We start from the raw sequence: 22,754 nt of genomic DNA, 5'->3' as shown, positions 1-22,754 counted from the left end.
AAAAGTATGACACCAGGCGGACAAGCTCAAATCGGTAATGTCGATCTCGTTAAACAACTTAACAGCGCGGCGGTTTATCGCCTGATTGACCAGCACGGGCCAATCTCACGCATTCAGATAGCCGAACAAAGCCAGCTTGCTCCCGCCAGCGTGACAAAAATTACACGTCAGCTTATTGAGCGCGGCCTGATCAAAGAAGTCGATCAGCAGGCCTCCACCGGGGGCCGCCGCGCGATTTCCATCGTCACGGAAACCCGCAATTTTCAGGCCATTGGCGTTCGCTTAGGACGTCATGACACCACGCTTACGCTCTACGATCTGAGCAGCAAGGCCATTGCCGAAGAACACTACCCCCTTCCTGAGCGCACGCAGGAGACGCTTGAACACGCGTTGCTGAATACCATTGCGCATTTCATCGAAAGCTGTCAGCGCAAGATCCGTGAACTCATCGCCATCTCGGTGATTTTGCCCGGCCTGGTTGACCCGGAAAGCGGCGTTATTCGCTACATGCCGCATATTAAGGTAGAGAACTGGGGGCTGGTTGAGGCGCTGGAAAAGCGCTTCAAGCTGACCTGCTTTGTTGGTCACGATATTCGCTCGCTGGCGCTGGCGGAGCACTACTTTGGTGCGAGCCAGGACTGCGAAGACTCTATTCTGGTGCGCGTTCACCGTGGTACAGGTGCGGGCATCATCTCGAATGGCCGCATTTTTATTGGTCGTAACGGTAACGTAGGCGAGATTGGTCATATCCAGGTGGAACCGCTTGGCGAGCGTTGCCACTGCGGTAACTTTGGCTGTCTTGAAACCGTTGCCGCCAATGCCGCCATTGAACATCGCGTTCGCCATCTGCTGGAGCAGGGTTACCAGAGCCGCGTCACGCTGGACGATTGTAAGATCGGCGCCATCTGCAAAGCGGCAAACAAAGGCGATGCGCTGGCCTGCGAAGTGATCGAACAGGTAGGACGCCACCTGGGTAAGACCATCGCCATTGCCATCAACCTGTTTAATCCGCAAAAAGTGGTGATTGCCGGCGAGATCGTTGAAGCCGAAAAAATGTTACTGCCCGCCATTGAAGGCTGCATCAATACCCAGGCGCTGAAGGCATTTCGCCAGAATTTGCCGGTGGTGCGATCTACGCTCGATCACCGCTCGGCAATTGGCGCATTCGCCCTGGTAAAACGTGCCATGCTCAACGGGATCCTGCTGCAACATTTGCTGGAATCCTGATCGGACCTTATAGTAACGCCTTCTTTTTTTGATGTCGGATTGTCCATGACCATTAAGAATGTAATTTGTGATATCGACGGCGTGCTGATGCACGACAACGTTGCCGTGCCGGGTGCTGCGGAGTTTCTTCACCGCATCATCGACAAAGGAATGCCACTGGTTCTTCTCACGAACTACCCTTCACAGACTGGTCAGGATCTGGCAAACCGCTTTGCTACCGCAGGCGTCAACGTCCCGGACAGCGTGTTCTATACCTCTGCGATGGCGACCGCGGATTTCCTGAAGCGTCAGGAAGGCAAAAAAGCCTATGTCGTTGGTGAAGGTGCGCTGATCCACGAGCTGTATAAAGCGGGCTTCACCATCACCGACGTGAACCCGGACTTTGTCATCGTGGGCGAAACGCGCTCCTTTAACTGGGAGATGATGCATAAGGCAGCCTACTTTGTCGCCAACGGTGCGCGTTTTATCGCCACCAACCCGGACACGCACGGTCGTGGTTTTTATCCCGCCTGCGGTGCGCTGTGCGCCGGTATCGAAAAAATCTCGGGTCGTAAGCCGTTTGTTGTCGGTAAACCGAGCCCGTGGATCATCCGCGCCGCACTGAATACGATGCAGGCACACTCAGAAGAAACCGTCATCGTGGGCGACAACCTGCGTACCGATATTCTGGCTGGCTTCCAGGCGGGGCTTGAAACCATCCTGGTGCTTTCTGGCGTTTCACAGCTTGATGACATTGATACGATGCCGTTCCGGCCAAGCTGGATTTACCCCTCTGTCGACGAAATCGACGTTATTTGATTCAGAACCACGCCTCAGGGCGTGGTTTTTCATTTCTGCCGTCTGAAAACATCACTTCATCTAACGAAATCAGCCCTTCATTGAGAAATCATCAATAATATCGCTTAACACATACTCTTTTTTTAAGATTCGGCAATTGCCATTGCACTTTTTACGTTTTCATCGGTAAAACGCTTGCGCCCCCTCCCCCTTTTGCGGCATTTTCATAAGCAAGCAACATCACAACGCAACAGGGTTAACGGAGAAGGTTATGTGTTCTATTTTTGGCGTACTGGATATTAAAACTGACGCGGGCGAACTGCGTAAAAAAGCACTCGAATTGTCCCGCCTGATGCGCCATCGCGGTCCGGACTGGTCAGGCGTATACGCCAGCGATAAAGCGATTCTGGCTCATGAACGTCTCTCCATTGTTGATGTCAACGCTGGCGCACAGCCGCTGTATAACGAGAAAAAAACGCACGCGCTGGCTGTTAACGGTGAAATTTACAACCATCAGGCGCTGCGCGCCGAGTACGGCGATCGCTACGCGTTTCAGACCGGCTCAGACTGCGAAGTGATCCTGGCGCTGTATCAGGAGAAAGGCCCGGAGTTCCTCGACGACCTGCAAGGGATGTTCGCCTTCGCCCTGTACGACAGCGAAAAAGACGCTTACCTGATTGGCCGCGACCATATCGGTATTATCCCGCTGTACATGGGTCACGATGAGCACGGCAACTTCTACGTTGCCTCAGAGATGAAAGCCCTGGTACCGGTGTGCCGCACCATCAAAGAGTTCCCGGCAGGTAGCTACCTGTGGAGTAAAGACGGCGAGATCCGCCCGTACTACCAGCGCGACTGGTTTGATTATGAGGCGGTGAAAGACAACGTGACGGACAAAGCCGAACTGCGTCAGGCCCTGGAAGAGTCAGTGAAAAGCCACCTGATGTCAGACGTACCTTACGGCGTACTGCTCTCCGGCGGTCTGGACTCCTCCGTGATCTCCGCGATCACCAAGAAATTCGCCGCACGTCGCGTGGAAGATCAGGAGCGCTCTGAAGCCTGGTGGCCGCAGCTGCACTCCTTTGCCGTGGGTCTGGAAGGGGCACCTGACCTGAAAGCCGCCCAGGAAGTGGCAAATCATCTCGGCACGGTGCACCATGAAATTCACTTCACCGTACAGGAAGGTCTGGATGCGATCCGCGATGTGATCTATCACATTGAAACCTATGATGTGACCACCATTCGCGCCTCCACGCCGATGTATTTGATGTCGCGGAAGATCAAAGCGATGGGCATCAAGATGGTGCTCTCCGGCGAGGGTTCTGACGAAGTGTTTGGCGGTTACCTCTATTTCCACAAAGCGCCAAACGCCAAAGAGCTGCATGAAGAAACGGTGCGTAAGCTACAGGCGCTGCACATGTTTGACTGCGCGCGCGCCAACAAAGCGATGTCCGCCTGGGGTGTGGAAGCCCGCGTGCCGTTCCTCGATAAGAAATTCCTCGATGTGGCGATGCGCATCAACCCGCAGGACAAAATGTGCGGCAACGGCAAAATGGAGAAACATATCCTGCGTGAATGTTTTGAATCCTACCTGCCGGCGAGCGTGGCGTGGCGTCAGAAAGAGCAGTTCTCGGATGGCGTGGGTTACAGCTGGATCGACACCCTGAAAGAGGTGGCGGCGAAACAGGTTTCTGATCAACAACTGGAAACTGCGAGCTTCCGTTTCCCGTACAACACGCCAGCCTCGAAAGAAGCGTATTTGTACCGTGAGATCTTTGAGGAGCTGTTCCCGGTTCCAAGCGCAGCAGAGTGCGTACCGGGTGGCCCATCGGTCGCCTGCTCTTCTGCTAAAGCCATTGAATGGGATGAATCATTCAAAGCGATGAACGATCCGTCAGGACGCGCGGTGGGCGTTCACCAGTCTGCCTATAAATAATGTTCAGAGTATCATCAGGCCCTCCGGGGCCTGATTTTTTTGCCTCTCTTTTCCCCCGTCAAAAACGATAAATAACCAATAATTGTCGAATATTCGGCCTCGCTGTTCGCAACCTAACCAAACAGTCACATTCCGGCTATTTTCATTGAAAAAGGTGTTGACGCTGCAAGGGTCTATACGCATAATGCGCCCCGCAACGCCGATAAGGTAACGCGAAAAAAAGATGGCTACGTAGCTCAGTTGGTTAGAGCACATCACTCATAATGATGGGGTCACAGGTTCGAATCCCGTCGTAGCCACCATCTTTTTTGCGGGAGTGGCGAAATTGGTAGACGCACCAGATTTAGGTTCTGGCGCCGCAAGGTGTGCGAGTTCAAGTCTCGCCTCCCGCACCATTCCCAGGTAAGCGTTGCACGGATGGGGTATCGCCAAGCGGTAAGGCACCGGTTTTTGATACCGGCATTCCCTGGTTCGAATCCAGGTACCCCAGCCATATTTCTTCGATTATGCGGTTCTCCGCGGTATTGGGGTATCGCCAAGCGGTAAGGCACCGGTTTTTGATACCGGCATTCCCTGGTTCGAATCCAGGTACCCCAGCCATCGAAGATTGCAGTACTGGCTACGTAGCTCAGTTGGTTAGAGCACATCACTCATAATGATGGGGTCACAGGTTCGAATCCCGTCGTAGCCACCATATTTATGTTATCGAATACGATTCGGTAAACTGAACATTGTTGGGGTATCGCCAAGCGGTAAGGCACCGGATTCTGATTCCGGCATTCCGAGGTTCGAATCCTCGTACCCCAGCCACTTTAAAGTCGTTAAGCAGTTTGTTTAACGCAATTGGGGTGTCGCCAAGCGGTAAGGCTCTGGTTTCTGATACCAGCATTCCGGGGTTCGAATCCCTGCACCCCAGCCACTTAAAACAAACAAGCCCGCTCTGCGGGCTTTTTTGTTTTTGTTTTTGTTGTTCAGAATAGTGCGGCCTGATGCCCTCACCCTAACCCTCTCCCACGGGGAGAGGGAATAAAGATCAGAGTCCGAGGGCGTATTTCAGGGCCTGACGCTTCAGCCCACCGGCACGCTCCGCCGCCATCAATCCAATATTGCGCACTATACGCACCGGACCAACATCATTGCTGAACCCGGCATAGAACAGATCCATCCCCGACTGCATAATGAAGTTATCCGCCATACGGCGCGTCTGGTAGCGCTTCAGTACCTGATGGCTGGCCCAGGCTTCCGCGTGGGCGCGAGCGTTACCCAGCACATCCAGTAACGCATCGACGTCACGGTATCCCAGATTCACCCCCTGCCCCGCCAGCGGATGAATGGTGTGCGCCGCGTCCCCCACCAGCACCAGTCCTTCACGGGCATACTGTAACGCATGGCGTCGCATCAGCGGGAATGCGCCGGCGGCAACCGGGGTCACGTTGCCCAGACGGCTCGGGAAGTGCTGGCGGATTTCGCGCTGCAACTGATCCATGGACAGCCCCTGCAACTGTCGAATGCGCGCCGGTTTGTCGTACCACACCAGCGAAGCCCAGTTATCAAACAGCGGTAAGAATGCATGCGGGCCGTTCGGCGTAAAATGCTGCCACGTGCTTTCGCCCGGCGCGTTTTCTGACTGAACGGTGATCAGCATGCAGGACTGCTGGTACTGCCAGGCATGGATCCCAATGCCTGCCATCTGCCTGACCTGCGAGTTCGCGCCATCTGCCCCTACCACCAGCTTCACGGCCAGCTCATCGTCGTTGTCCAGCGTCAGGAGATACCCGCCCTCATGACGATGCAGGCCTTTCAGCGAGTCCGGAACGCGCAGCGTCACCTTCGGGTGCGCCTCCAGCGCCTGCCAGAGCGCCTGCTGGAGCACGTTGTTTTCCACCATATAGCCCAGGCGCGGCAGTTTCAGCTCGGCGGCATCAAACGACACGTGAGCATTTTCCCACTCCCAGGTTTCAAGACGGCTGTATGGGTGCGCGCGCATCGCCAGCACCGCCTCCCAGACGCCCAGCCCGCGAAGCAGATCAACAGAGGCCGCGCTGATGGCGGAAATACGCACGTCCGGTTGGCTGGCAGGATCGAATGCCGGCGGAGCCGCCTGTTCAATAACGGTTACGTCAAATCCCTGCTGCGCCAGCCCCAGCGCCAGTGCGCCGCCGACCATACCGCCGCCAACAACGGCAACTTCGGTGTTCAGGAGTGTCATGGTCACTATTCCTTATTGAAGAATACCTTAAGTTTACCGGATTTTTGCGGCCCTGAGGTTGACAACCTTCATACTGGTCACAACCGCACCAAAGCATTACAATACGCGGCTTGCAATCCTGAGCTGAGCAAGTCGATGACTAAAAAACTCCATATAAAAACCTGGGGCTGTCAGATGAACGAATACGATTCATCGAAGATGGCCGATCTGCTGGATACCACCCACGGATACCAGCTGACTGAAAATGCGAAAGAAGCCGATGTGCTGCTGCTGAACACCTGTTCAATTCGTGAAAAAGCACAGGAAAAAGTCTTTCATGTGTTAGGCCGCTGGAAGCTTCTCAAACGGAAAAATCCGGACCTGATCATTGGCGTGGGTGGCTGCGTCGCATCGCAGGAAGGTAAGCTGATCCGCCAGAGAGCCCCCTATGTGGATATCGTTTTTGGCCCTCAGACCCTGCACCGCCTGCCTGAGATGATTAATCAGGTTCGCGGCAGCCGTAGCCCGGTGGTTGACGTGAGCTTCCCGGAGATCGAGAAATTTGACCGTCTGCCTGAGCCGCGCGCTGATGGCCCGACCGCCTTCGTCTCCATCATGGAAGGCTGCAACAAATACTGTACTTACTGCGTGGTGCCTTATACCCGCGGTGAAGAAGTGAGCCGCCCGGCAGACGATATCCTGTTTGAAATCGCGCAGCTTGCCGCGCAGGGCGTTCGTGAAGTGAACCTGCTGGGTCAGAACGTGAACGCCTGGCGCGGGGAAAACTACGACGGCACCACCGGCAGCTTTGCTGAACTGCTGCGTCTGGTGGCGGCGATTGACGGCATCGACCGCATTCGCTTTACCACCAGCCATCCGATGGAATTTACCGACGACATTATTGACGTCTATCGCGATACGCCAGAGCTGGTGAGCTTCCTGCACCTGCCGATCCAGTGCGGTTCTGATCGCGTGCTGAACCTGATGGGGCGTCCACATACGGTGCTCGAGTATAAGTCCACCATCCGCAAGCTGCGTGAAGCGCGCCCGGATATCCAGATTAGCTCCGACTTTATCGTCGGCTTCCCTGGCGAAACCGCTGATGACTTCGAGCACACCATGAAGCTCATCGGCGAGGTGAATTTCGACGTCAGCTACAGCTTTATCTTCTCTGCGCGCCCGGGCACCCCTGCGGCCGATATGGTTGACGATGTGCCGGAAGAAGAGAAAAAGCAGCGTCTCTATATTCTACAGGAGCGTATCAACCAGCAGGCCAACGCCTGGAGTCGTCGTATGCTCGGCACTGTCCAGCGTATTCTGGTGGAAGGCACCTCCCGTAAGAGTGTCATGGAACTGTCTGGTCGAACCGAAAATAACCGCGTGGTGAATTTTGAAGGCACCCCGGACATGATCGGTAAGTTTGTGGACGTCGAGATTGTCGAAGTACTCACGAACTCGCTGCGCGGGAAGGTGGTACGCACTGAGGACGAAATGGGTCTGCGTATTGCCGAGACGCCGGAATCCGTTATCTCTCGCACCCGCAAAGTCAACGAATCTGGCGTGGGTATTTACCAGCCTTGATCCTTCTGGCCTGCCTGTCCGGCAGGCCTTGTATTTCCTCTCATCGCCCCCAATATCTACCGCAACGCTTGCGCCTTTATTCTATGGCGTGAATAATTTCGGTAATGACCGTTTTATTACGCCGTGTGGCCACAGGTCAGTTAACCAATTAAAGAGGAACAGTTTGAACATAGATACGCGTGAAATTAGCCTTGAGCCCGCAGATAACGCTCGCCTGCTGAGCCTGTGCGGGCCGTTTGATGACAATATCAAACAACTGGAGCGACGTCTGGGTATCGAAATCAATCGTCGCGATAACCATTTCAAACTCACCGGACGCCCAATCTGCGTCAACGCCGCGGCGGATATTCTCCGCAGCCTGTATGTTGATACCGCCCCGATGCGCGGAGAGATCCAGGATATTGAACCTGAACAGATCCACCTGGCCATCAAAGAGGCACGCGTGCTTGAGCAGAGCGCGGAGAGCGTGCCGGACTATGGCAAAGCCATCAACATCAAAACTAAACGCGGCGTGATTAAGCCTCGTACCCCGAACCAGGCACAGTACATCGCCAACATTCTCGACCACGACATCACCTTCGGCGTGGGTCCGGCGGGTACGGGTAAAACCTATCTGGCCGTTGCCGCTGCGGTCGATGCGCTCGAGCGTCAGGAGATCCGCCGTATCCTGCTGACCCGCCCTGCTGTTGAAGCCGGTGAAAAACTGGGCTTCCTGCCGGGCGATTTGAGTCAGAAAGTAGATCCCTACCTGCGCCCGCTGTATGACGCGCTGTTCGAAATGCTCGGCTTCGAGAAAGTTGAAAAGCTCATCGAGCGTAACGTGATTGAAGTTGCTCCGCTGGCCTACATGCGTGGCCGTACGCTTAACGACGCGTTCATCATTCTGGATGAGAGCCAGAACACCACCATCGAACAGATGAAGATGTTCCTGACGCGTATTGGCTTTAACTCGAAAGCGGTTATCACCGGTGACGTCACCCAGATTGACCTGCCGCGTAACACCAAATCGGGTCTGCGTCACGCCATCGAAGTCCTGGCCGAGGTAGAGGAAATCAGCTTTAACTTCTTCCACAGTGAAGACGTGGTACGCCATCCGGTCGTCGCGCGTATCGTTAACGCTTATGAGGCCTGGGAAGAGGCAGATCAGAAGCGCAGGGCCGAACTGGCCGCAGAACGTAAGCGCGAAGCGCAGGAGCATGAACAGAAATGAGTCAGGTGATCCTCGATTTACAGCTGGCCTGTGAAGATAATTCCGGCATGCCAGAAGAGGCACAGTTTCAGAAATGGCTGGATGCCGTTATCCCCCAGTTTCAGGAAGAATCAGAGGTCACGATTCGCCTGGTGGATGAAGCAGAAAGCCATGAGCTCAACCTGACCTACCGCGGGAAAGATAAGCCGACCAACGTGCTCTCTTTCCCGTTCGAAGCCCCTCCGGGCATTGAGATGCCGCTGCTGGGCGATCTGATCATCTGCCGTCAGGTGGTTGAGCAGGAAGCCAAAGAGCAGCAAAAGCCGCTGGAAGCGCACTGGGCACACATGGTGGTGCACGGTAGCCTGCATCTTCTGGGTTACGACCATATTGAAGATGACGAAGCGGAAGAGATGGAATCCCTCGAGACAGAGATAATGCTTGCTCTGGGCTATGAGGATCCGTACATTGCCGAGAAAGAATAGTCAGTCACTGACTACCATGCCGCCGCGCAGGGACATAGCGCGGCGGTTAACATTGAACTAACAAGAGAACCCTTAACAAACGCCATGAGCGACGACAATTCACACAGTAGCGACACGACAACCACTAAAAAGGGATTTTTCTCCCTCATTCTGAACCAGCTTTTCCACGGCGAACCGAAAAACCGTGATGAACTGCTGGAGCTGATTCGTGATTCCGGGCAGAACGACCTTATCGACGAAGATACGCGCGAAATGCTCGAAGGGGTGATGGACATCGCCGACCAGCGCGTCCGCGACATCATGATCCCCCGCTCGCAGATGATTACCCTGAAACGCAACCAGACGCTGGACGAGTGCCTCGATGTGATTATCGAATCGGCTCACTCACGTTTCCCGGTCATCAGCGAAGATAAAGATCACATTGAAGGGATTTTGATGGCGAAAGATCTGCTGCCGTTTATGCGCAGCGATGCCGAAGCCTTCAGTATGGAAAAGGTGTTACGCCCGGCCGTGGTTGTGCCGGAAAGTAAACGTGTGGATCGGATGCTGAAGGAGTTTCGCTCCCAGCGCTATCACATGGCGATTGTTATTGATGAATTTGGTGGCGTTTCCGGTCTGGTCACAATCGAAGACATCCTTGAGCTGATCGTGGGCGAAATCGAAGATGAGTATGACGAAGAAGAGGATATCGACTTCCGTCAGCTGAGCCGCCACACCTGGACCGTGCGCGCGCTGGCCTCCATTGAAGACTTCAACGATACCTTTGGCACCAGCTTCAGCGATGAAGAAGTGGACACCATTGGTGGTCTGGTGATGCAGGCCTTCGGCCATCTTCCGGCCCGCGGTGAAACCGTTGACATCGATGGTTACCAGTTCAAGGTCGCAATGGCTGACAGCCGACGTATTATTCAGGTTCACGTCAGAATGCCGGACGACTCACCGGTGCCAAAACTGGAAGATTAATGTAAATGGCATTTGCCCCACTCTTTGAACGCCAGCGCGTCCGTTTGCTGCTGGCGCTGTTACTCGGAGCCAGCGGTACGCTGGCTTTTTCTCCTTACGATATCTGGCCGGCCGCTATTCTCTCCCTGATCGGGCTACAGGGTCTTACCCTGAACCGTCGTCCGGTACAGGCCGCGGCCATTGGCTACTTCTGGGGGCTGGGGCTGTTCGGCTCTGGTATCAACTGGGTCTACGTCAGTATCGCGCAATTTGGCGGAATGCCGGGGCCGGTTAACGTCTTCCTGGTTGTGCTGCTCGCCGCCTATCTCTCGCTCTACACCGGCCTGTTCGCGGGCATCCTGTCTCGCCTGTGGCCAAAAACGACCTGGCTGCGCGTGGCGATAGCGGCACCCGTTGTCTGGCAAATCACCGAATTTCTGCGCGGCTGGGTACTGACCGGCTTCCCGTGGTTGCAGTTCGGCTATAGCCAGGTAGACGGCCCGCTGAAAGGCCTGGCCCCGGTCATGGGCGTGGAAGCCATCAATTTCCTGTTGATGATCGTCAGCGGCCTTCTGGTGCTGGCTCTGGTGACACGTAACTGGAAGCCGCTGGTTGCCTCGTTGATCCTGTTTGCCCTGCCCTTCCCGCTGCGTTATATCCAGTGGTTTACGCTGGAGCCCGCGCGCGCCACGCAGGTTTCTCTGGTCCAGGGCGATATCCCACAGTCCCTGAAATGGGATGAGAATCAGCTGCTGAACACGCTGAAAATCTACGCCAACGCCACTGAAAAGGTGATGGGCAAATCGCAGCTCATCATCTGGCCTGAGTCTGCGATCCCGGACCTGGAGATCAATCAGCAGCCCTTCCTGAAGATGATGGACGATCTGCTGCGCGCGCGCGGCAGTACGCTGATCACCGGAATTGTGGATGCGCGTCTCAATCAGCAGAACCGCTATGACACGTACAACACGATCATTACGCTCGGTAAGGACAGCGAATACAGCTATACCTCCACCAATCGCTACAACAAAAACCACCTTGTACCGTTTGGCGAATTTGTTCCGCTGGAGTCTATTCTGCGCCCACTGGCACCGTTCTTTGATTTGCCGATGTCCTCATTCAGCCGGGGCCCTTACGTTCAGCCGCAGCTGCATGCGCACGGTTTTGCCCTGACGGCCGCCATTTGCTACGAGATTATCCTCGGCGAGCAGGTGCGCGATAATTTCCGCCCGGACACCGACTATCTGCTGACCATCTCAAACGATGCGTGGTTCGGTAAATCGATTGGCCCGTGGCAGCACTTCCAGATGGCGCGAATGCGTTCTCTGGAGCTGGCGCGTCCGTTGCTGCGCAGCACCAATAACGGCATTACCGCCGTGATTGGTCCGCAGGGTGAAATCCAGGCCATGATCCCGCAATTTACCCGTGAGGTGCTGACTACTAACGTCACGCCAACTACCGGGCTTACGCCTTACGCGCGCACCGGGAACTGGCCGCTGTGGATCCTGACTACGCTGTTCGGCTTTGGCGCAGTACTGATGAGCCTGCGTCAGCGTCGTAAATAACCTTACCTTCTGTTGCCGGGTGGCGGCTACGCCTTACCCGGCCTACTCTCCAGCGCCACCACCCGGCAATTTCCTCCCAAACTTCAATTCTGGCACGCCTGTTGCTTTGTTTATTCACATCAACGCTGTCTGGCTTAACGTGCAACTTTGTCGCACCAGCGTAGACCATCGGTAGCACCGAAACGGTGCAACGAGGGATTATTGCCTCTGAATGGTGCGGCGCGCTTCGCAAAAATAAACAATAACGCAGCAAAATCTTTACATTAAGCCAGACTAAATGTTAACAAGCTTGCATAACACTGCACTCGCATTGCGCGAGATATAACAACATCACAATGGGTATCTATGCGTCACTGGCGCTGATAAGAAAGGAGTTGGGTATGCAATTACGTAAACTGGCCACAGCAATGCTGGTTATGGGAATGTCTGCGGGGGTTGTCCACGCTGAAGACGCTCCGGCAGCAGGAAGCACTCTCGACAAGATTGCCAAAAACGGCGTGATCGTGGTCGGCCACCGTGAATCTTCTGTCCCGTTCTCTTACTACGACAACACGCAAAAAGTCGTGGGCTATTCACAGGATTACTCCAACGCCATCGTTGAAGCCGTGAAGAAAAAGCTGAACAAACCTGACCTGCAAGTGAAGCTGATCCCCATCACTTCACAGAACCGTATTCCTCTGCTGCAAAACGGCACTTTTGATTTTGAATGTGGCTCAACCACCAACAACCTTGAGCGTCAGAAACAGGCCGCTTTCTCGGACACCATCTTCGTTGTGGGCACCCGCCTGCTGACGAAGAAAGGCGGCGACATCAAAGATTTTGCTGACCTGAAAGGCAAAGCGGTTGTCGTGACCTCCGGTACCACGTCCGAAGTGCTGCTGCACAAGCTGAACGACGAGAAGAAAATGGACATGCGCATCATCAGCGCGAAAGACCACGGCGACTCCTTCCGTACCCTGGAAAGCGGCCGTGCTGTCGCGTTTATGATGGATGACGCCCTGCTGGCAGGCGAGCGCGCGAAAGCGAAGAAACCAGACAACTGGGAAATCGTCGGTACCGCCCAGTCGAAAGAAGCCTACGGCTGTATGCTGCGTAAAGGGGACGAGGACTTCAAGAAACTGATCGATGACACCATCGCTCAGGCGCAAACCTCCGGCGAAGCGGCAAAATGGTTCGACAAATGGTTCAAGAACCCAATTCCACCAAAAAACCTGAACATGAACTTTGAACTGTCTGACGACATGAAAGCGCTGTTCAAATCACCAAACGACAAAGCTCTTAACTAATTAGAACGACAGGGGCGGGATCTCCTGCCCTCTCGATTGTCGGGAAGCATGGACAGACTATACGTTGAGTGGTCGTTCCCCACTCAGCGCAAAAATTGAGCTTCTCACCAATCTTCGAGGGTAGCGCTGCTACCCTTTTTTTTCTGGAGTTTACTATGTCAATTGACTGGAACTGGGGCATCTTTCTGCAACAAGCCCCGTTCGGCAACACCACCTATCTCGGCTGGCTGTGGAGCGGTTTTCAGGTTACCGTTGCGTTATCGATAACGGCGTGGATTATCGCGTTTCTTGTCGGTTCGCTGTTCGGTATTCTGCGTACCGTCCCTAACCGTTTTCTCTCTTCGATTGGCACGCTCTATGTGGAACTGTTCCGTAACGTTCCGCTGATCGTGCAGTTCTTTACCTGGTATCTGGTGATCCCGGAACTGCTGCCGGAAGATCTCGGCATGTGGTTTAAGGCCGAGCTGGATCCTAACGTACAATTTTTTGTCTCCTCTATGCTGTGTCTGGGGCTGTTCACCGCTGCGCGCGTCTGCGAGCAGGTACGTGCCGCCATACAGTCACTGCCGCGCGGGCAAAAGAATGCGGCACTGGCAATGGGCCTGACTCTGCCCCAGGCCTACCGTTACGTACTGCTGCCTAACGCTTACCGCGTCATCGTTCCGCCGATGACGTCCGAGATGATGAACCTGGTAAAAAACTCGGCTATCGCCTCAACCATCGGTCTGGTGGATATGGCGGCACAGGCGGGCAAACTGCTGGATTACTCCGCTCACGCCTGGGAATCCTTCACGGCGATTACGCTCGCCTATGTTCTGATTAACGCTTTCATCATGCTGGTGATGAACCTGGTTGAACGCAAAGTACGCCTGCCGGGCAATCTGGGGGGCAAATAAATGTACGATTTTGACTGGAGTTCCATTGTTCCCTCCATGCCCTATCTGCTGGATGGACTGGCAATCACCTTAAAGATCACCGTTATCGCCATTATCGTCGGTATTGTCTGGGGCACCCTGCTGGCAGTGATGCGCCTGTCGAGCTTTAAGCCGCTCGCCTGGTTTGCCACGGCTTACGTTAACGTATTCCGCTCCATTCCACTGGTCATGGTGCTGCTGTGGTTTTATCTGATTGTTCCCGGCTTTTTACAGAACGTACTGGGACTGTCGCCAAAGACCGATATCCGCCTGATCTCTGCCATGGTGGCGTTTTCCATGTTTGAAGCCGCCTACTACTCAGAGATCATCCGCGCAGGTATTCAGAGTATCTCTCGCGGGCAGTCCAGCGCTGCGCTGGCGCTCGGTATGACGCACTGGCAGTCCATGAAGCTCATTATTCTGCCGCAGGCGTTTCGCGCCATGGTTCCGCTGCTGCTGACGCAGGGCATCGTCCTGTTCCAGGATACCTCCCTGGTCTACGTGCTGAGTCTGGCAGACTTCTTCCGTACCGCCTCCACCATTGGCGAACGTGACGGAACGCAGGTTGAGATGATCCTCTTCGCGGGCGGGGTCTATTTTGTGATTAGTTTAAGCGCATCGCTGTTGGTCAGCTGGCTGAAGAAAAGGACGGTACAATGATTTCCCTGAAAAATGTTTCTAAATGGTATGGGCACTTTCAGGTGCTGACCGACTGCTCAACAGAAGTAAAAAAAGGCGATGTGGTAGTGGTATGCGGCCCGTCCGGTTCCGGTAAGTCCACGCTTATCAAAACCGTTAATGGGCTGGAACCTGTCCAGCAGGGCGAGATTGTCGTTAACGGCACCAAAGTGAATGACCGCAAAACCAACCTTGCCCAGCTTCGCTCCCACGTAGGGATGGTGTTCCAGCATTTTGAGCTGTTCCCTCACCTGTCCATCATTGAGAACCTGACGCTGGCGCAGGTCAAGGTGCTGAAACGAGACAAAAAAGCGGCGCGCGAAAAGGGGCTGAAGCTGCTGGAACGCGTCGGGCTGTCTGCGCATGCGGATAAGTTCCCGGCCCAGCTTTCGGGCGGCCAACAGCAGCGTGTGGCAATCGCGCGTGCGCTGTGCATGGATCCGGTGGCAATGCTGTTTGATGAGCCGACGTCCGCGCTCGACCCTGAGATGATCAACGAAGTGCTGGACGTCATGGTGGAGCTGGCGCACGAAGGGATGACCATGATGGTGGTGACGCACGAAATGGGCTTCGCCCGTAAAGTGGCCAACCGCGTGATCTTCATGGATGAAGGGAAAATTGTTGAAGACTCACCAAAAGAAGAGTTCTTCGCAAATCCTAAATCTGAACGTGCAAAAGACTTCCTCGCCAAAATCCTGCATTAATCTTTTTAGTGCGCAATCTGCGGATTGCGCACTGCTTCACGCTTTAGCTCTCTTTTTCTATTCGGCGTCACATCGCAGCGTTAACCTTGTCACAAAATAATGCTAAGAATGGAGAACGCTATGGCACACCCTATAATTCTCGACTGCGATCCGGGTCATGATGACGCGATCGCGCTCGTCCTCGCGCTTACTTCCCCTGAACTGGACGTAAAAGCTGTCACCTCCTCCGCCGGGAACCAGACGCCGGATAAAACCTTGCGAAACGTGTTGCGCATGTTGACGCTGCTGAAACGCACCGATATTCCGGTCGCAGGTGGCGCCGTTAAGCCACTGATGCGCGAGCTGATCATTGCGGATAATGTTCACGGTGAAAGTGGGCTGGATGGCCCGGCGCTACCGGAGCCGAATTTCGCCCCGCAAAACTGCACTGCCGTCGAGCTCATGGCGAAGGTGCTGCGTGAGAGCGCAGAGCCCGTGACGCTGGTGGCAACCGGCCCGCAGACCAACGTAGCGCTGCTGCTGAACAGCCATCCTGAACTGCACAGCAACATCGCCCGTATCGTCATCATGGGCGGGGCAATGGGGCTGGGGAACTGGACGCCAGCAGCAGAGTTCAACATCTTCGTTGACCCGGAAGCCGCGGAAATCGTCTTCCAGTCGGGCCTGCCGATTGTGATGGCGGGGCTGGACGTGACGCATCGGGCACAGATTATGACAGACGATATTGAACGCTTCCGCGCCGTGGGCAACCCGGTTGCAACGACCGTGGCCGAGCTGCTCGACTTCTTTATGGAGTATCACAAAGCCGAGAAGTGGGGCTTCCACGGCGCCCCGCTGCACGACCCTTGCACCATCGCCTGGCTGCTGAAGCCGGAGATGTTTACCACGGTCGAGCGTTGGGTTGGTGTGGAAACACAGGGGAAATATACCCAGGGAATGACGGTGGTGGACTATTACTCGCTAACGGGAAACAAGCCGAATACCACGGTGATGGTGGATATCGATCGGGAAACGTTTGTGGATTTGCTGGCGGAGCGGCTGGCTTACTATAGTGCGGCCTGATGCCCTCACCCCACCCCTCTCCCACAGGGAGAGGGAGCAAACACTAAAAAACGGCAACGTGGTTGCCGTTTTGCTTTTATTTAAGGCTCAAACGGCCGACGCTGGAACTGGTCGTGCCCGCACTTCGGACACAGCGACAACACCTCCGGCGTATAAACGGCTATATGGTGGTGGCACTTCTCACACACCAGGTTCCCCAACCCCACTACTTCGCCGCTGTGATAGACACCGTGGTGGTTTAAATCCTGAAACACCTCACGCCATTCCAGCTGAGTTTTATCGGTAATATCCGCCAGCTCCTGCCACAGGCTCTCTTTGATGACCCGCATAAAAACGCTGTCGGCGATCTCGTCCTGGCTCTCTTCATAGCTTCGCGCGAACTCCTCCAGGTCACGGCGCACGGCGCGCGTCACCTCTTCCACTTCGGTTCGCGTTAACTCACCCGTTTGCGTCACGCGTGCGCGTGCCTGTTCGACCAGCGCGTCGATATCACGCTCGCCGTTACGCAGCCGTTCCGTCAGAGTCGCTACCAGTTCACGGTAAAATTGAGCAACCTTGTTCATCATTTTGCCTCCCGGGTAAGTAACTGTCTCTAATAATAGACCTTATTTCGCCGCCGCTTTGTCAGGTGAAGCACAGACCCGGTAAATTCCTGCAAAGTGCATTTGCGTGAAAGGCTGTTTTGACGCGGGCGTTTGGGCTATGCTATGCGGATCTGAATTACCACATCCATTGGCTACATTTGTAGCTGTATTGAACACAGGACCACTGGCTGCCATGCAAGAGCAATACCGCCCGGAAGAGATAGAATCAAAAGTCCAGCAACACTGGGACGAGAAGCGCACCTTTGAAGTAACCGAAGACGAGAGCAAAGAGAAGTATTACTGCCTGTCGATGCTTCCCTATCCTTCTGGTCGACTACACATGGGCCACGTGCGTAACTACACCATCGGTGACGTGATTGCGCGCTACCAGCGTATGCTGGGCAAAAACGTTCTTCAGCCTATCGGCTGGGATGCGTTCGGCCTGCCTGCTGAAGGCGCGGCGGTGAAAAACAACACGGCACCGGCTCCGTGGACGTACGACAACATTGCGTACATGAAAAACCAGCTGAAAATGCTGGGCTTTGGCTATGACTGGAGTCGCGAGCTGGCAACCTGTACCCCGGAATACTACCGCTGGGAGCAGAAATTCTTTACCGAGCTGTATAAAAAAGGCCTGGTGTACAAGAAGACCTCTGCCGTTAACTGGTGCCCGAATGACCAGACCGTTCTCGCGAACGAACAGGTTATCGACGGCTGCTGCTGGCGCTGCGACACCAAAGTAGAGCGTAAAGAGATCCCGCAGTGGTTTATCAAAATCACCGCCTACGCTGACGAACTGCTGAACGATCTGGATAATCTGGACCACTGGCCAGATACCGTTAAGACCATGCAGCGCAACTGGATCGGCCGTTCCGAAGGTGTGGAAATTACCTTCAACGTTGAGAACTACGACCAGACCCTGACCGTCTATACCACCCGTCCGGACACCTTCATGGGCGCGACCTACCTGGCCGTGGCCGCAGGTCACCCGCTGGCGCAGAAAGCGGCAGAAAACAATCCGGAACTGGCGACCTTCATCGACGAATGCCGCAATACTAAAGTGGCCGAAGCCGACATGGCGACGATGGAGAAAAAAGGCGTTGATACCGGCTTTAAAGCCATTCACCCGCTGACGGGCGAAGCGATCCCTGTCTGGGCAGCCAACTTCGTACTGATGGAATACGGCACAGGCGCAGTGATGGCCGTGCCGGGTCACGACCAGCGCGACTACGAATTTGCCACCAAATACGGCCTGACCATCAAGCCTGTTATTCTTGCCGCTGACGGCTCTGAGCCCGATCTCTCTGAGCAAGCGCTGACTGAAAAAGGCACCCTGTTTAACTCCGGTGAGTTCAGCGGCCTGAGCTTCGAAGAAGGCTTCAACGCCATCGCCGACAAGCTGGCCTCCCTGGGCGTGGGCGAGCGTAAAGTGAACTACCGTCTGCGCGACTGGGGCGTTTCCCGTCAGCGTTACTGGGGTGCGCCAATCCCAATGGTGACTCTGGAAGATGGCACCGTGATGCCAACGCCGGAAGATCAGCTGCCGGTGATCCTGCCGGAAGACGTGGTCATGGACGGCATCACCAGCCCGATCAAAGCCGATCCTGAGTGGGCGAAAACCACTGTCAACGGTCAGCCAGCGCTGCGTGAAACCGACACCTTCGACACCTTTATGGAATCCTCCTGGTACTATGCGCGCTACACCTGCCCGCAGTACAAAGAAGGCATGCTGGATTCCGATGCAGCAAACTACTGGCTGCCGGTAGACATCTACATCGGTGGCATTGAACACGCCATCATGCACCTGCTCTACTTCCGCTTCTTCCACAAACTGATGCGTGACGCAGGCCTGGTCAACTCCGACGAGCCGGCAAAACAGCTGCTGTGTCAGGGCATGGTGCTGGCAGATGCGTTCTACTACGTTGGCGCGAACGGCGAGCGCAACTGGGTTTCTCCGGTTGATGCGATTGTGGAGCGCGACGAGAAAGGCCGTATCGTGAAGGCGAAAGACGCCGAAGGTCATGAACTGGTGTATACCGGCATGAGCAAGATGTCCAAGTCGAAAAATAACGGTATCGACCCGCAGGTAATGGTTGAGCGTTACGGCGCTGACACCGTGCGTCTGTTCATGATGTTCGCCTCCCCGGCAGATATGACGCTGGAATGGCAGGAATCCGGCGTTGAAGGGGCAAACCGCTTCCTGAAACGCGTCTGGAAACTGGTGTACGAGCACACCTCTCAGGGTGATGCGCCAGCGCTGAACGTGGCTGCACTGAGCGAAGATCAGCAGGCGCTGCGTCGTGATGTTCATAAAACCATTGCGAAAGTCACCGATGATATTGGTCGTCGTCAGACCTTCAATACCGCAATTGCGGCTATTATGGAACTGATGAACAAGCTGGCGAAAGCCCCGCAGGACGGCGAGCAGGATCGCGCCTTAATGCGTGAAGCGCTGCTGGCGGTCGTTCGCATGCTTAACCCGTTCACGCCGCACGTTAGCTTCACCCTGTGGCAGGAGCTGAAAGGCGAAGGCGATATCGACAACGCGCCGTGGCCAGTGGCGGATGAATCCGCTATGGTGGAAAACACCACGCTGGTGGTGGTGCAGGTTAACGGTAAAGTGCGCGGTAAAATTACCGTCGCGGTCGACGCAACCGAAGAACAGGTTCGCGAGCGCGCAGGCCAGGAGCATCTGGTCGCGAAATACCTTGAGGGCGTTACCGTACGTAAAGTGATCTACGTACCTGGTAAACTGCTGAATCTGGTCGTTGGCTAAGCGCGGGAGGAAACGTGCGACAACTGGCAACAATACTCTTATCTCTGGCGGTGCTGGTCACCGCTGGCTGCGGCTGGCACCTGCGCAACACCACGGCAGTGCCTGCTCAGATGAAAACGATGATCTTCGACTCATCCGATCCGAACGGACCGCTGAGCCGGGCCATTCGTAACCAGCTGCGTTTGAACGATGTTGAGCTGATCGAGAAGGGAACCCTGCGTCAGGATGTTCCTTCGCTTCGCGTCCTGAAATCTACGCTGTCACAAGATACGGCCTCGATCTTCCAGGATGGGCGGACGGCGGAATATCAGATGGTGCTTACCGTTGATGCGGCCGTCTTGATGCCAGGTAAAGATATTTACCCTATCAATACCAAAGTCTACCGCTCGTTCTTCGATAACCCGCAGACGGCGCTGGCAAAAGACGCCGAACAGCAGATTATCATCAAAGAGATGTACGATAAGGCCGCGGAACAGCTGATCCGCAGACTGCCTGCCATTGCCGCGTCGACGAAAAAAGGCGCTGACGTCATCGAAACACCGGATGCCAGCACGCCGGATATGCCAACGTCTCTGGGTAACTGATGATCAGGTTGTATCCTGAACAACTCCGCGCGCAGCTCAACGAAGGGCTGCGCGCGGCCTATCTGCTACTCGGCAATGACCCCCTGTTACTTCAGGAAAGCCTTGATGCGGTTCGCCATGCGGCAGCCGCGCAGGGTTTCGATGAACATCATACGTTCCAGATCGATAACAGTACCGACTGGAACGCTATCTTCTCGCTTTGTCAGGCCATGAGCCTGTTTGCCTCTCGTCAGACAATCCAGATCCTGCTGCCGGAGAATGGTCCTAACGCTGCCATCAATGAACAGCTGGCTATGCTGGTGAGTTTGTTACACGGCGATCTGCTGCTTATCGTACGCGGCAACAAACTCACAAAAGCGCAGGAAAACGCGGCCTGGTTTACCCGGCTAGCCCCCAATGCGGTGCTGGTCACCTGCCAGACGCCAGAGCAGGCGCATCTGCCAAAATGGGTTGCCGCGCGAGCAAAGCAGCACAATTTGCAGCTGGATGAGGCCGCCAGCCAGCTCCTGTGCTACTGCTACGAAGGCAACCTTCTGGCACTGGCGCAGGCGCTGGACAGGCTCGCCCTGCTGTGGCCCGATGGTAAGCTGACGCTGCCGCGCGTGGAACAGGCGGTGAATGATGCCGCGCACTTTACCCCCTTCCACTGGGTTGATGCGCTGCTGTCGGCGAAAAGTAAGCGTGCTCTGCACATCCTGCAACAGCTGCGCCTGGAAGGGAGTGAGCCGGTCATCCTGCTCCGTACGCTCCAGCGCGAATTACTGCTGCTGAACAACCTTAAACGCCAGTCAGCACACACGCCCCTGCGCGCCTTATTCGACAAACATCGCGTCTGGCAAAACCGTCGGGCGATGACCACGGAGGCGATAAACCGCCTGAGCCAGGAGCAGTTGCGTCAGGCAGTACAACTTCTGATGCGCGCCGAACTGACGTTAAAACAGGATTACGGCCAGTCTGTCTGGGCGGAGCTGGAGAGCCTCTCTTTGCTGCTCTGCCATAAGGCGCTGGCAGACGTATTTATCGATGGGTGATATGCATTCTTTACAGGCAATGTATGGCGGGACCTTCGACCCGGTACACTATGGGCATCTTAAGCCGGTAGAAATCCTCGCGAATTTGATTGGGTTGCAGCGGGTAATCATCATGCCCAACAATGTTCCGCCGCACCGTCCTCAGCCAGAAGCAACCAGCGAGCAGCGTAAAGCGATGCTCGCACTGGCTATCGCCGATAAGCCTCTCTTCACGCTGGATGAGCGTGAACTGCGCAGGGATACCCCTTCCTGGACATCGCAAACGCTGCGGGAGTGGCGCGCTGAGCAAGGGCCCATGAAACCGCTGGCGTTTATCATCGGCCAGGATTCCTTGCTCAACTTTCCCAGCTGGTACCAGTACGAAACCATTCTGGAAAACAGTCATCTGCTGGTCTGCCGCCGTCCGGGCTACCCGCTGACCATGCGCGACGCACAGCATCAGCAGTGGCTTGACGCGCATCTGACGGACAATATAGAAGACCTGCACAGTCTCCCCGCCGGGAAAATTTATCTCGCTGAAACGCCGTGGTTTGATATTTCCGCAACCCTCATCCGCGAGCGTCTCCAGCAGGGTTTAGACTGTGACGATCTCCTCCCCTCGCCCGTGCTGGCCTATATCCACGCACACGGTCTGTATCAGAAAAGTACAGATGTCTGAGCATCGCCGGCGAAATTGTCCGTTAATGATTATCCTGCCTTGACAGGCTAAGCCATACTGATATCCTCCGCTGCCAGACTTTCCCGCCGATCGCTGCTTTACAGAAATTGTTTTACAAAAATGGCGATGCAATATCAGGCGGAGGGTGGGATGATACCCGCCTTCAAAAGCCGGGCGGTGACATTTGTCCCGCGACTGGCGTCAGTTCAGGTATACTGACTGACCACGAATTCATAGTTGTACAATCTCATTCACCCAGGGGGAAAACTTGCAGGGTAAAGCACTCCAGGATTTTGTTATCGACAAAATTGATGACCTGAAAGGTCAGGACATCATCGCTATCGACGTTAAGGGTAAATCCAGCATCACCGACTGCATGATCATCTGCACCGGGACCTCAACTCGTCACGTTGTTTCGATTGCTGACCATGTTGTTCAGGAATCGCGCGCGGCAGGGCTGCTTCCGCTGGGCGTTGAAGGTGAAGCGACCGCTGACTGGGTGGTTGTCGATCTCGGCGATGTGATTGTCCACGTCATGCAGGAAGAGAGCCGTCGCCTGTATGAGCTGGAAAAACTCTGGGGTTAAT

20 protein-coding genes and 7 tRNA genes are annotated in these 22,754 nt (G+C 55.1%); 25 read left to right on the top strand and 2 right to left on the bottom strand.

What is annotated here, in order from left to right; translation table 11 throughout:
* The first annotated feature begins 6 nt into the window (after window positions 1-6).
* From RS584_RS06230 to RS584_RS06185, 10 genes are all read left to right on the top strand, one after another.
* Window positions 7-1,227, top strand: coding sequence for an N-acetylglucosamine repressor (locus RS584_RS06230; RefSeq protein ID WP_315749108.1), 1,221 nt, complete (start codon window positions 7-9; stop codon window positions 1,225-1,227).
* A gap of 45 nt (window positions 1,228-1,272) precedes the next feature.
* The gene (gene nagD / locus RS584_RS06225) at window positions 1,273-2,025 is read left to right on the top strand and encodes a ribonucleotide monophosphatase NagD (RefSeq protein ID WP_003858667.1); all 753 of its coding nucleotides are present in this window, start codon (window positions 1,273-1,275) and stop codon (window positions 2,023-2,025) included.
* Between the two features lie 250 nt (window positions 2,026-2,275).
* Window positions 2,276-3,940: an asparagine synthase B gene (gene asnB, locus RS584_RS06220; RefSeq protein WP_015571128.1), complete on the top strand. Its 1,665-nt coding sequence runs from the start codon at window positions 2,276-2,278 to the stop codon at window positions 3,938-3,940.
* A gap of 225 nt (window positions 3,941-4,165) precedes the next feature.
* Window positions 4,166-4,242: transfer RNA gene (locus tag RS584_RS06215), tRNA-Met, on the top strand.
* 8 nt (window positions 4,243-4,250) lie between these two features.
* Window positions 4,251-4,335: transfer RNA gene (locus RS584_RS06210), tRNA-Leu, on the top strand.
* A 23-nt stretch (window positions 4,336-4,358) separates the two neighbouring features.
* A tRNA-Gln gene (locus RS584_RS06205) sits at window positions 4,359-4,433 on the top strand.
* A gap of 32 nt (window positions 4,434-4,465) precedes the next feature.
* Window positions 4,466-4,540: transfer RNA gene (locus RS584_RS06200), tRNA-Gln, on the top strand.
* Window positions 4,541-4,557: 17 nt separating this feature from the next.
* Window positions 4,558-4,634 (top strand) — tRNA-Met (locus RS584_RS06195).
* Between the two features lie 41 nt (window positions 4,635-4,675).
* Window positions 4,676-4,750, top strand: a tRNA-Gln gene (locus RS584_RS06190).
* A gap of 34 nt (window positions 4,751-4,784) precedes the next feature.
* Window positions 4,785-4,859: transfer RNA gene (locus RS584_RS06185), tRNA-Gln, on the top strand.
* Between the two features lie 114 nt (window positions 4,860-4,973).
* Here RS584_RS06185 and ubiF read toward each other — a convergent pair.
* Window positions 4,974-6,149 (bottom strand): 3-demethoxyubiquinol 3-hydroxylase, encoded by a 1,176-nt coding sequence (gene ubiF, locus RS584_RS06180; RefSeq protein ID WP_003858670.1) that lies wholly within the window; start codon window positions 6,147-6,149, stop codon window positions 4,974-4,976.
* Between the two features lie 135 nt (window positions 6,150-6,284).
* Between ubiF and miaB the strand changes: the two genes are divergently transcribed.
* The 10 genes from miaB (at window position 6,285) to rihA (ending at window position 16,534) form a co-directional block, all read left to right on the top strand.
* Window positions 6,285-7,709: a tRNA (N6-isopentenyl adenosine(37)-C2)-methylthiotransferase MiaB gene (miaB, locus tag RS584_RS06175; protein WP_315749107.1), complete on the top strand. Its 1,425-nt coding sequence runs from the start codon at window positions 6,285-6,287 to the stop codon at window positions 7,707-7,709.
* 163 nt (window positions 7,710-7,872) lie between these two features.
* Window positions 7,873-8,919, top strand: coding sequence for a PhoH family protein (locus RS584_RS06170; protein WP_003858674.1), 1,047 nt, complete (start codon window positions 7,873-7,875; stop codon window positions 8,917-8,919).
* On the top strand, window positions 8,916-9,383 hold the full coding sequence (gene ybeY, locus RS584_RS06165) for an rRNA maturation RNase YbeY (protein WP_003858677.1): 468 nt from the start codon (window positions 8,916-8,918) through the stop codon (window positions 9,381-9,383). Before RS584_RS06170 ends, ybeY begins: the two co-directional genes overlap by 4 nt.
* Before the next feature lie 84 nt (window positions 9,384-9,467).
* Window positions 9,468-10,346 (top strand): CNNM family magnesium/cobalt transport protein CorC, encoded by an 879-nt coding sequence (corC, locus tag RS584_RS06160; protein ID WP_003858679.1) that lies wholly within the window; start codon window positions 9,468-9,470, stop codon window positions 10,344-10,346.
* A 5-nt stretch (window positions 10,347-10,351) separates the two neighbouring features.
* A complete protein-coding gene (lnt, locus tag RS584_RS06155; RefSeq protein ID WP_315749106.1) occupies window positions 10,352-11,890 on the top strand; it encodes an apolipoprotein N-acyltransferase in 1,539 nt (512 codons plus the stop codon).
* A gap of 380 nt (window positions 11,891-12,270) precedes the next feature.
* Window positions 12,271-13,176, top strand: a complete 906-nt coding sequence (locus RS584_RS06150) for an amino acid ABC transporter substrate-binding protein (RefSeq protein ID WP_003858681.1) — start codon at window positions 12,271-12,273, stop codon at window positions 13,174-13,176.
* Between the two features lie 155 nt (window positions 13,177-13,331).
* The gene (gene gltJ / locus RS584_RS06145) at window positions 13,332-14,072 is read left to right on the top strand and encodes a glutamate/aspartate ABC transporter permease GltJ (protein WP_015571133.1); all 741 of its coding nucleotides are present in this window, start codon (window positions 13,332-13,334) and stop codon (window positions 14,070-14,072) included.
* Window positions 14,073-14,750 carry a glutamate/aspartate ABC transporter permease GltK gene (gltK, locus tag RS584_RS06140; RefSeq protein ID WP_315749105.1) on the top strand — a complete coding sequence of 226 codons (678 nt, stop codon included), beginning with the start codon at window positions 14,073-14,075 and terminating at the stop codon, window positions 14,748-14,750.
* The gene (locus RS584_RS06135; protein ID WP_006809622.1) at window positions 14,747-15,472 is read left to right on the top strand and encodes an amino acid ABC transporter ATP-binding protein; all 726 of its coding nucleotides are present in this window, start codon (window positions 14,747-14,749) and stop codon (window positions 15,470-15,472) included. Before gltK ends, RS584_RS06135 begins: the two co-directional genes overlap by 4 nt.
* Before the next feature lie 120 nt (window positions 15,473-15,592).
* Window positions 15,593-16,534: a pyrimidine-specific ribonucleoside hydrolase RihA gene (gene rihA / locus RS584_RS06130; protein ID WP_315749104.1), complete on the top strand. Its 942-nt coding sequence runs from the start codon at window positions 15,593-15,595 to the stop codon at window positions 16,532-16,534.
* 80 nt (window positions 16,535-16,614) lie between these two features.
* Here rihA and RS584_RS06125 read toward each other — a convergent pair whose 3' ends face one another.
* Window positions 16,615-17,097, bottom strand: coding sequence for a zinc ribbon-containing protein (locus tag RS584_RS06125; RefSeq protein ID WP_003858689.1), 483 nt, complete (start codon window positions 17,095-17,097; stop codon window positions 16,615-16,617).
* Window positions 17,098-17,311: 214 nt separating this feature from the next.
* On the opposite strand from RS584_RS06125, the gene leuS reads away from it, so the two are divergent.
* The 5 genes from leuS to rsfS all read left to right on the top strand — a co-directional run bounded on the left by leuS (window position 17,312) and on the right by rsfS (window position 22,753).
* Entirely contained in the window at window positions 17,312-19,894 is a 2,583-nt protein-coding gene (leuS, locus tag RS584_RS06120; protein ID WP_015571136.1) for a leucine--tRNA ligase, read from the top strand.
* 14 nt (window positions 19,895-19,908) lie between these two features.
* A complete protein-coding gene (lptE, locus tag RS584_RS06115; RefSeq protein WP_006809628.1) occupies window positions 19,909-20,478 on the top strand; it encodes an LPS assembly lipoprotein LptE in 570 nt (189 codons plus the stop codon).
* The gene (gene holA / locus RS584_RS06110) at window positions 20,478-21,509 is read left to right on the top strand and encodes a DNA polymerase III subunit delta (RefSeq protein ID WP_017382469.1); all 1,032 of its coding nucleotides are present in this window, start codon (window positions 20,478-20,480) and stop codon (window positions 21,507-21,509) included. The genes lptE and holA overlap by 1 nt, the downstream gene beginning before the upstream one ends.
* Window positions 21,502-22,167, top strand: a complete 666-nt coding sequence (nadD, locus tag RS584_RS06105; protein WP_003858694.1) for a nicotinate-nucleotide adenylyltransferase — start codon at window positions 21,502-21,504, stop codon at window positions 22,165-22,167. Before holA ends, nadD begins: the two co-directional genes overlap by 8 nt.
* A 268-nt stretch (window positions 22,168-22,435) precedes the next feature.
* On the top strand, window positions 22,436-22,753 hold the full coding sequence (rsfS, locus tag RS584_RS06100) for a ribosome silencing factor (protein ID WP_003858696.1): 318 nt from the start codon (window positions 22,436-22,438) through the stop codon (window positions 22,751-22,753).
* Window position 22,754 lies beyond the last annotated feature (1 nt).

The sequence above is a fragment of the Enterobacter sp. DTU_2021_1002640_1_SI_PRY_ASU_LCPMC_013 genome (assembly GCF_032389435.1).
Lineage (GTDB): Bacteria > Pseudomonadota > Gammaproteobacteria > Enterobacterales > Enterobacteriaceae > Enterobacter > Enterobacter hormaechei_C.
Note: the sequence above shows the minus strand (reverse complement) of the source record. Positions and strands in the feature narration are given on the sequence as shown.

Bases quoted from the DNA above. Each gene is read 5' to 3' on its own strand.
- corC (WP_003858679.1), top strand. From the start codon at position 9,468: ATGAGCGACGACAATTCACACAGTAGCGACACGACAACCACTAAAAAG.
- RS584_RS06150 (WP_003858681.1), top strand. From the start codon at position 12,271: ATGCAATTACGTAAACTGGCCACAGCAATGCTGGTTATGGGAATGTCT.
- leuS (WP_015571136.1), top strand. From the start codon at position 17,312: ATGCAAGAGCAATACCGCCCGGAAGAGATAGAATCAAAAGTCCAGCAA.
- gltK (WP_315749105.1), top strand. From the start codon at position 14,073: ATGTACGATTTTGACTGGAGTTCCATTGTTCCCTCCATGCCCTATCTG.
- rihA (WP_315749104.1), top strand. From the start codon at position 15,593: ATGGCACACCCTATAATTCTCGACTGCGATCCGGGTCATGATGACGCG.
- miaB (WP_315749107.1), top strand. From the start codon at position 6,285: ATGACTAAAAAACTCCATATAAAAACCTGGGGCTGTCAGATGAACGAA.
- lnt (WP_315749106.1), top strand. From the start codon at position 10,352: ATGGCATTTGCCCCACTCTTTGAACGCCAGCGCGTCCGTTTGCTGCTG.
- holA (WP_017382469.1), top strand. From the start codon at position 20,478: ATGATCAGGTTGTATCCTGAACAACTCCGCGCGCAGCTCAACGAAGGG.
- ybeY (WP_003858677.1), top strand. From the start codon at position 8,916: ATGAGTCAGGTGATCCTCGATTTACAGCTGGCCTGTGAAGATAATTCC.
- RS584_RS06230 (WP_315749108.1), top strand. From the start codon at position 7: ATGACACCAGGCGGACAAGCTCAAATCGGTAATGTCGATCTCGTTAAA.
- RS584_RS06135 (WP_006809622.1), top strand. From the start codon at position 14,747: ATGATTTCCCTGAAAAATGTTTCTAAATGGTATGGGCACTTTCAGGTG.
- ubiF (WP_003858670.1), bottom strand. From the start codon at position 6,149: ATGACACTCCTGAACACCGAAGTTGCCGTTGTTGGCGGCGGTATGGTC.
- RS584_RS06125 (WP_003858689.1), bottom strand. From the start codon at position 17,097: ATGAACAAGGTTGCTCAATTTTACCGTGAACTGGTAGCGACTCTGACG.
- nadD (WP_003858694.1), top strand. From the start codon at position 21,502: ATGGGTGATATGCATTCTTTACAGGCAATGTATGGCGGGACCTTCGAC.
- nagD (WP_003858667.1), top strand. From the start codon at position 1,273: ATGACCATTAAGAATGTAATTTGTGATATCGACGGCGTGCTGATGCAC.
- gltJ (WP_015571133.1), top strand. From the start codon at position 13,332: ATGTCAATTGACTGGAACTGGGGCATCTTTCTGCAACAAGCCCCGTTC.
- asnB (WP_015571128.1), top strand. From the start codon at position 2,276: ATGTGTTCTATTTTTGGCGTACTGGATATTAAAACTGACGCGGGCGAA.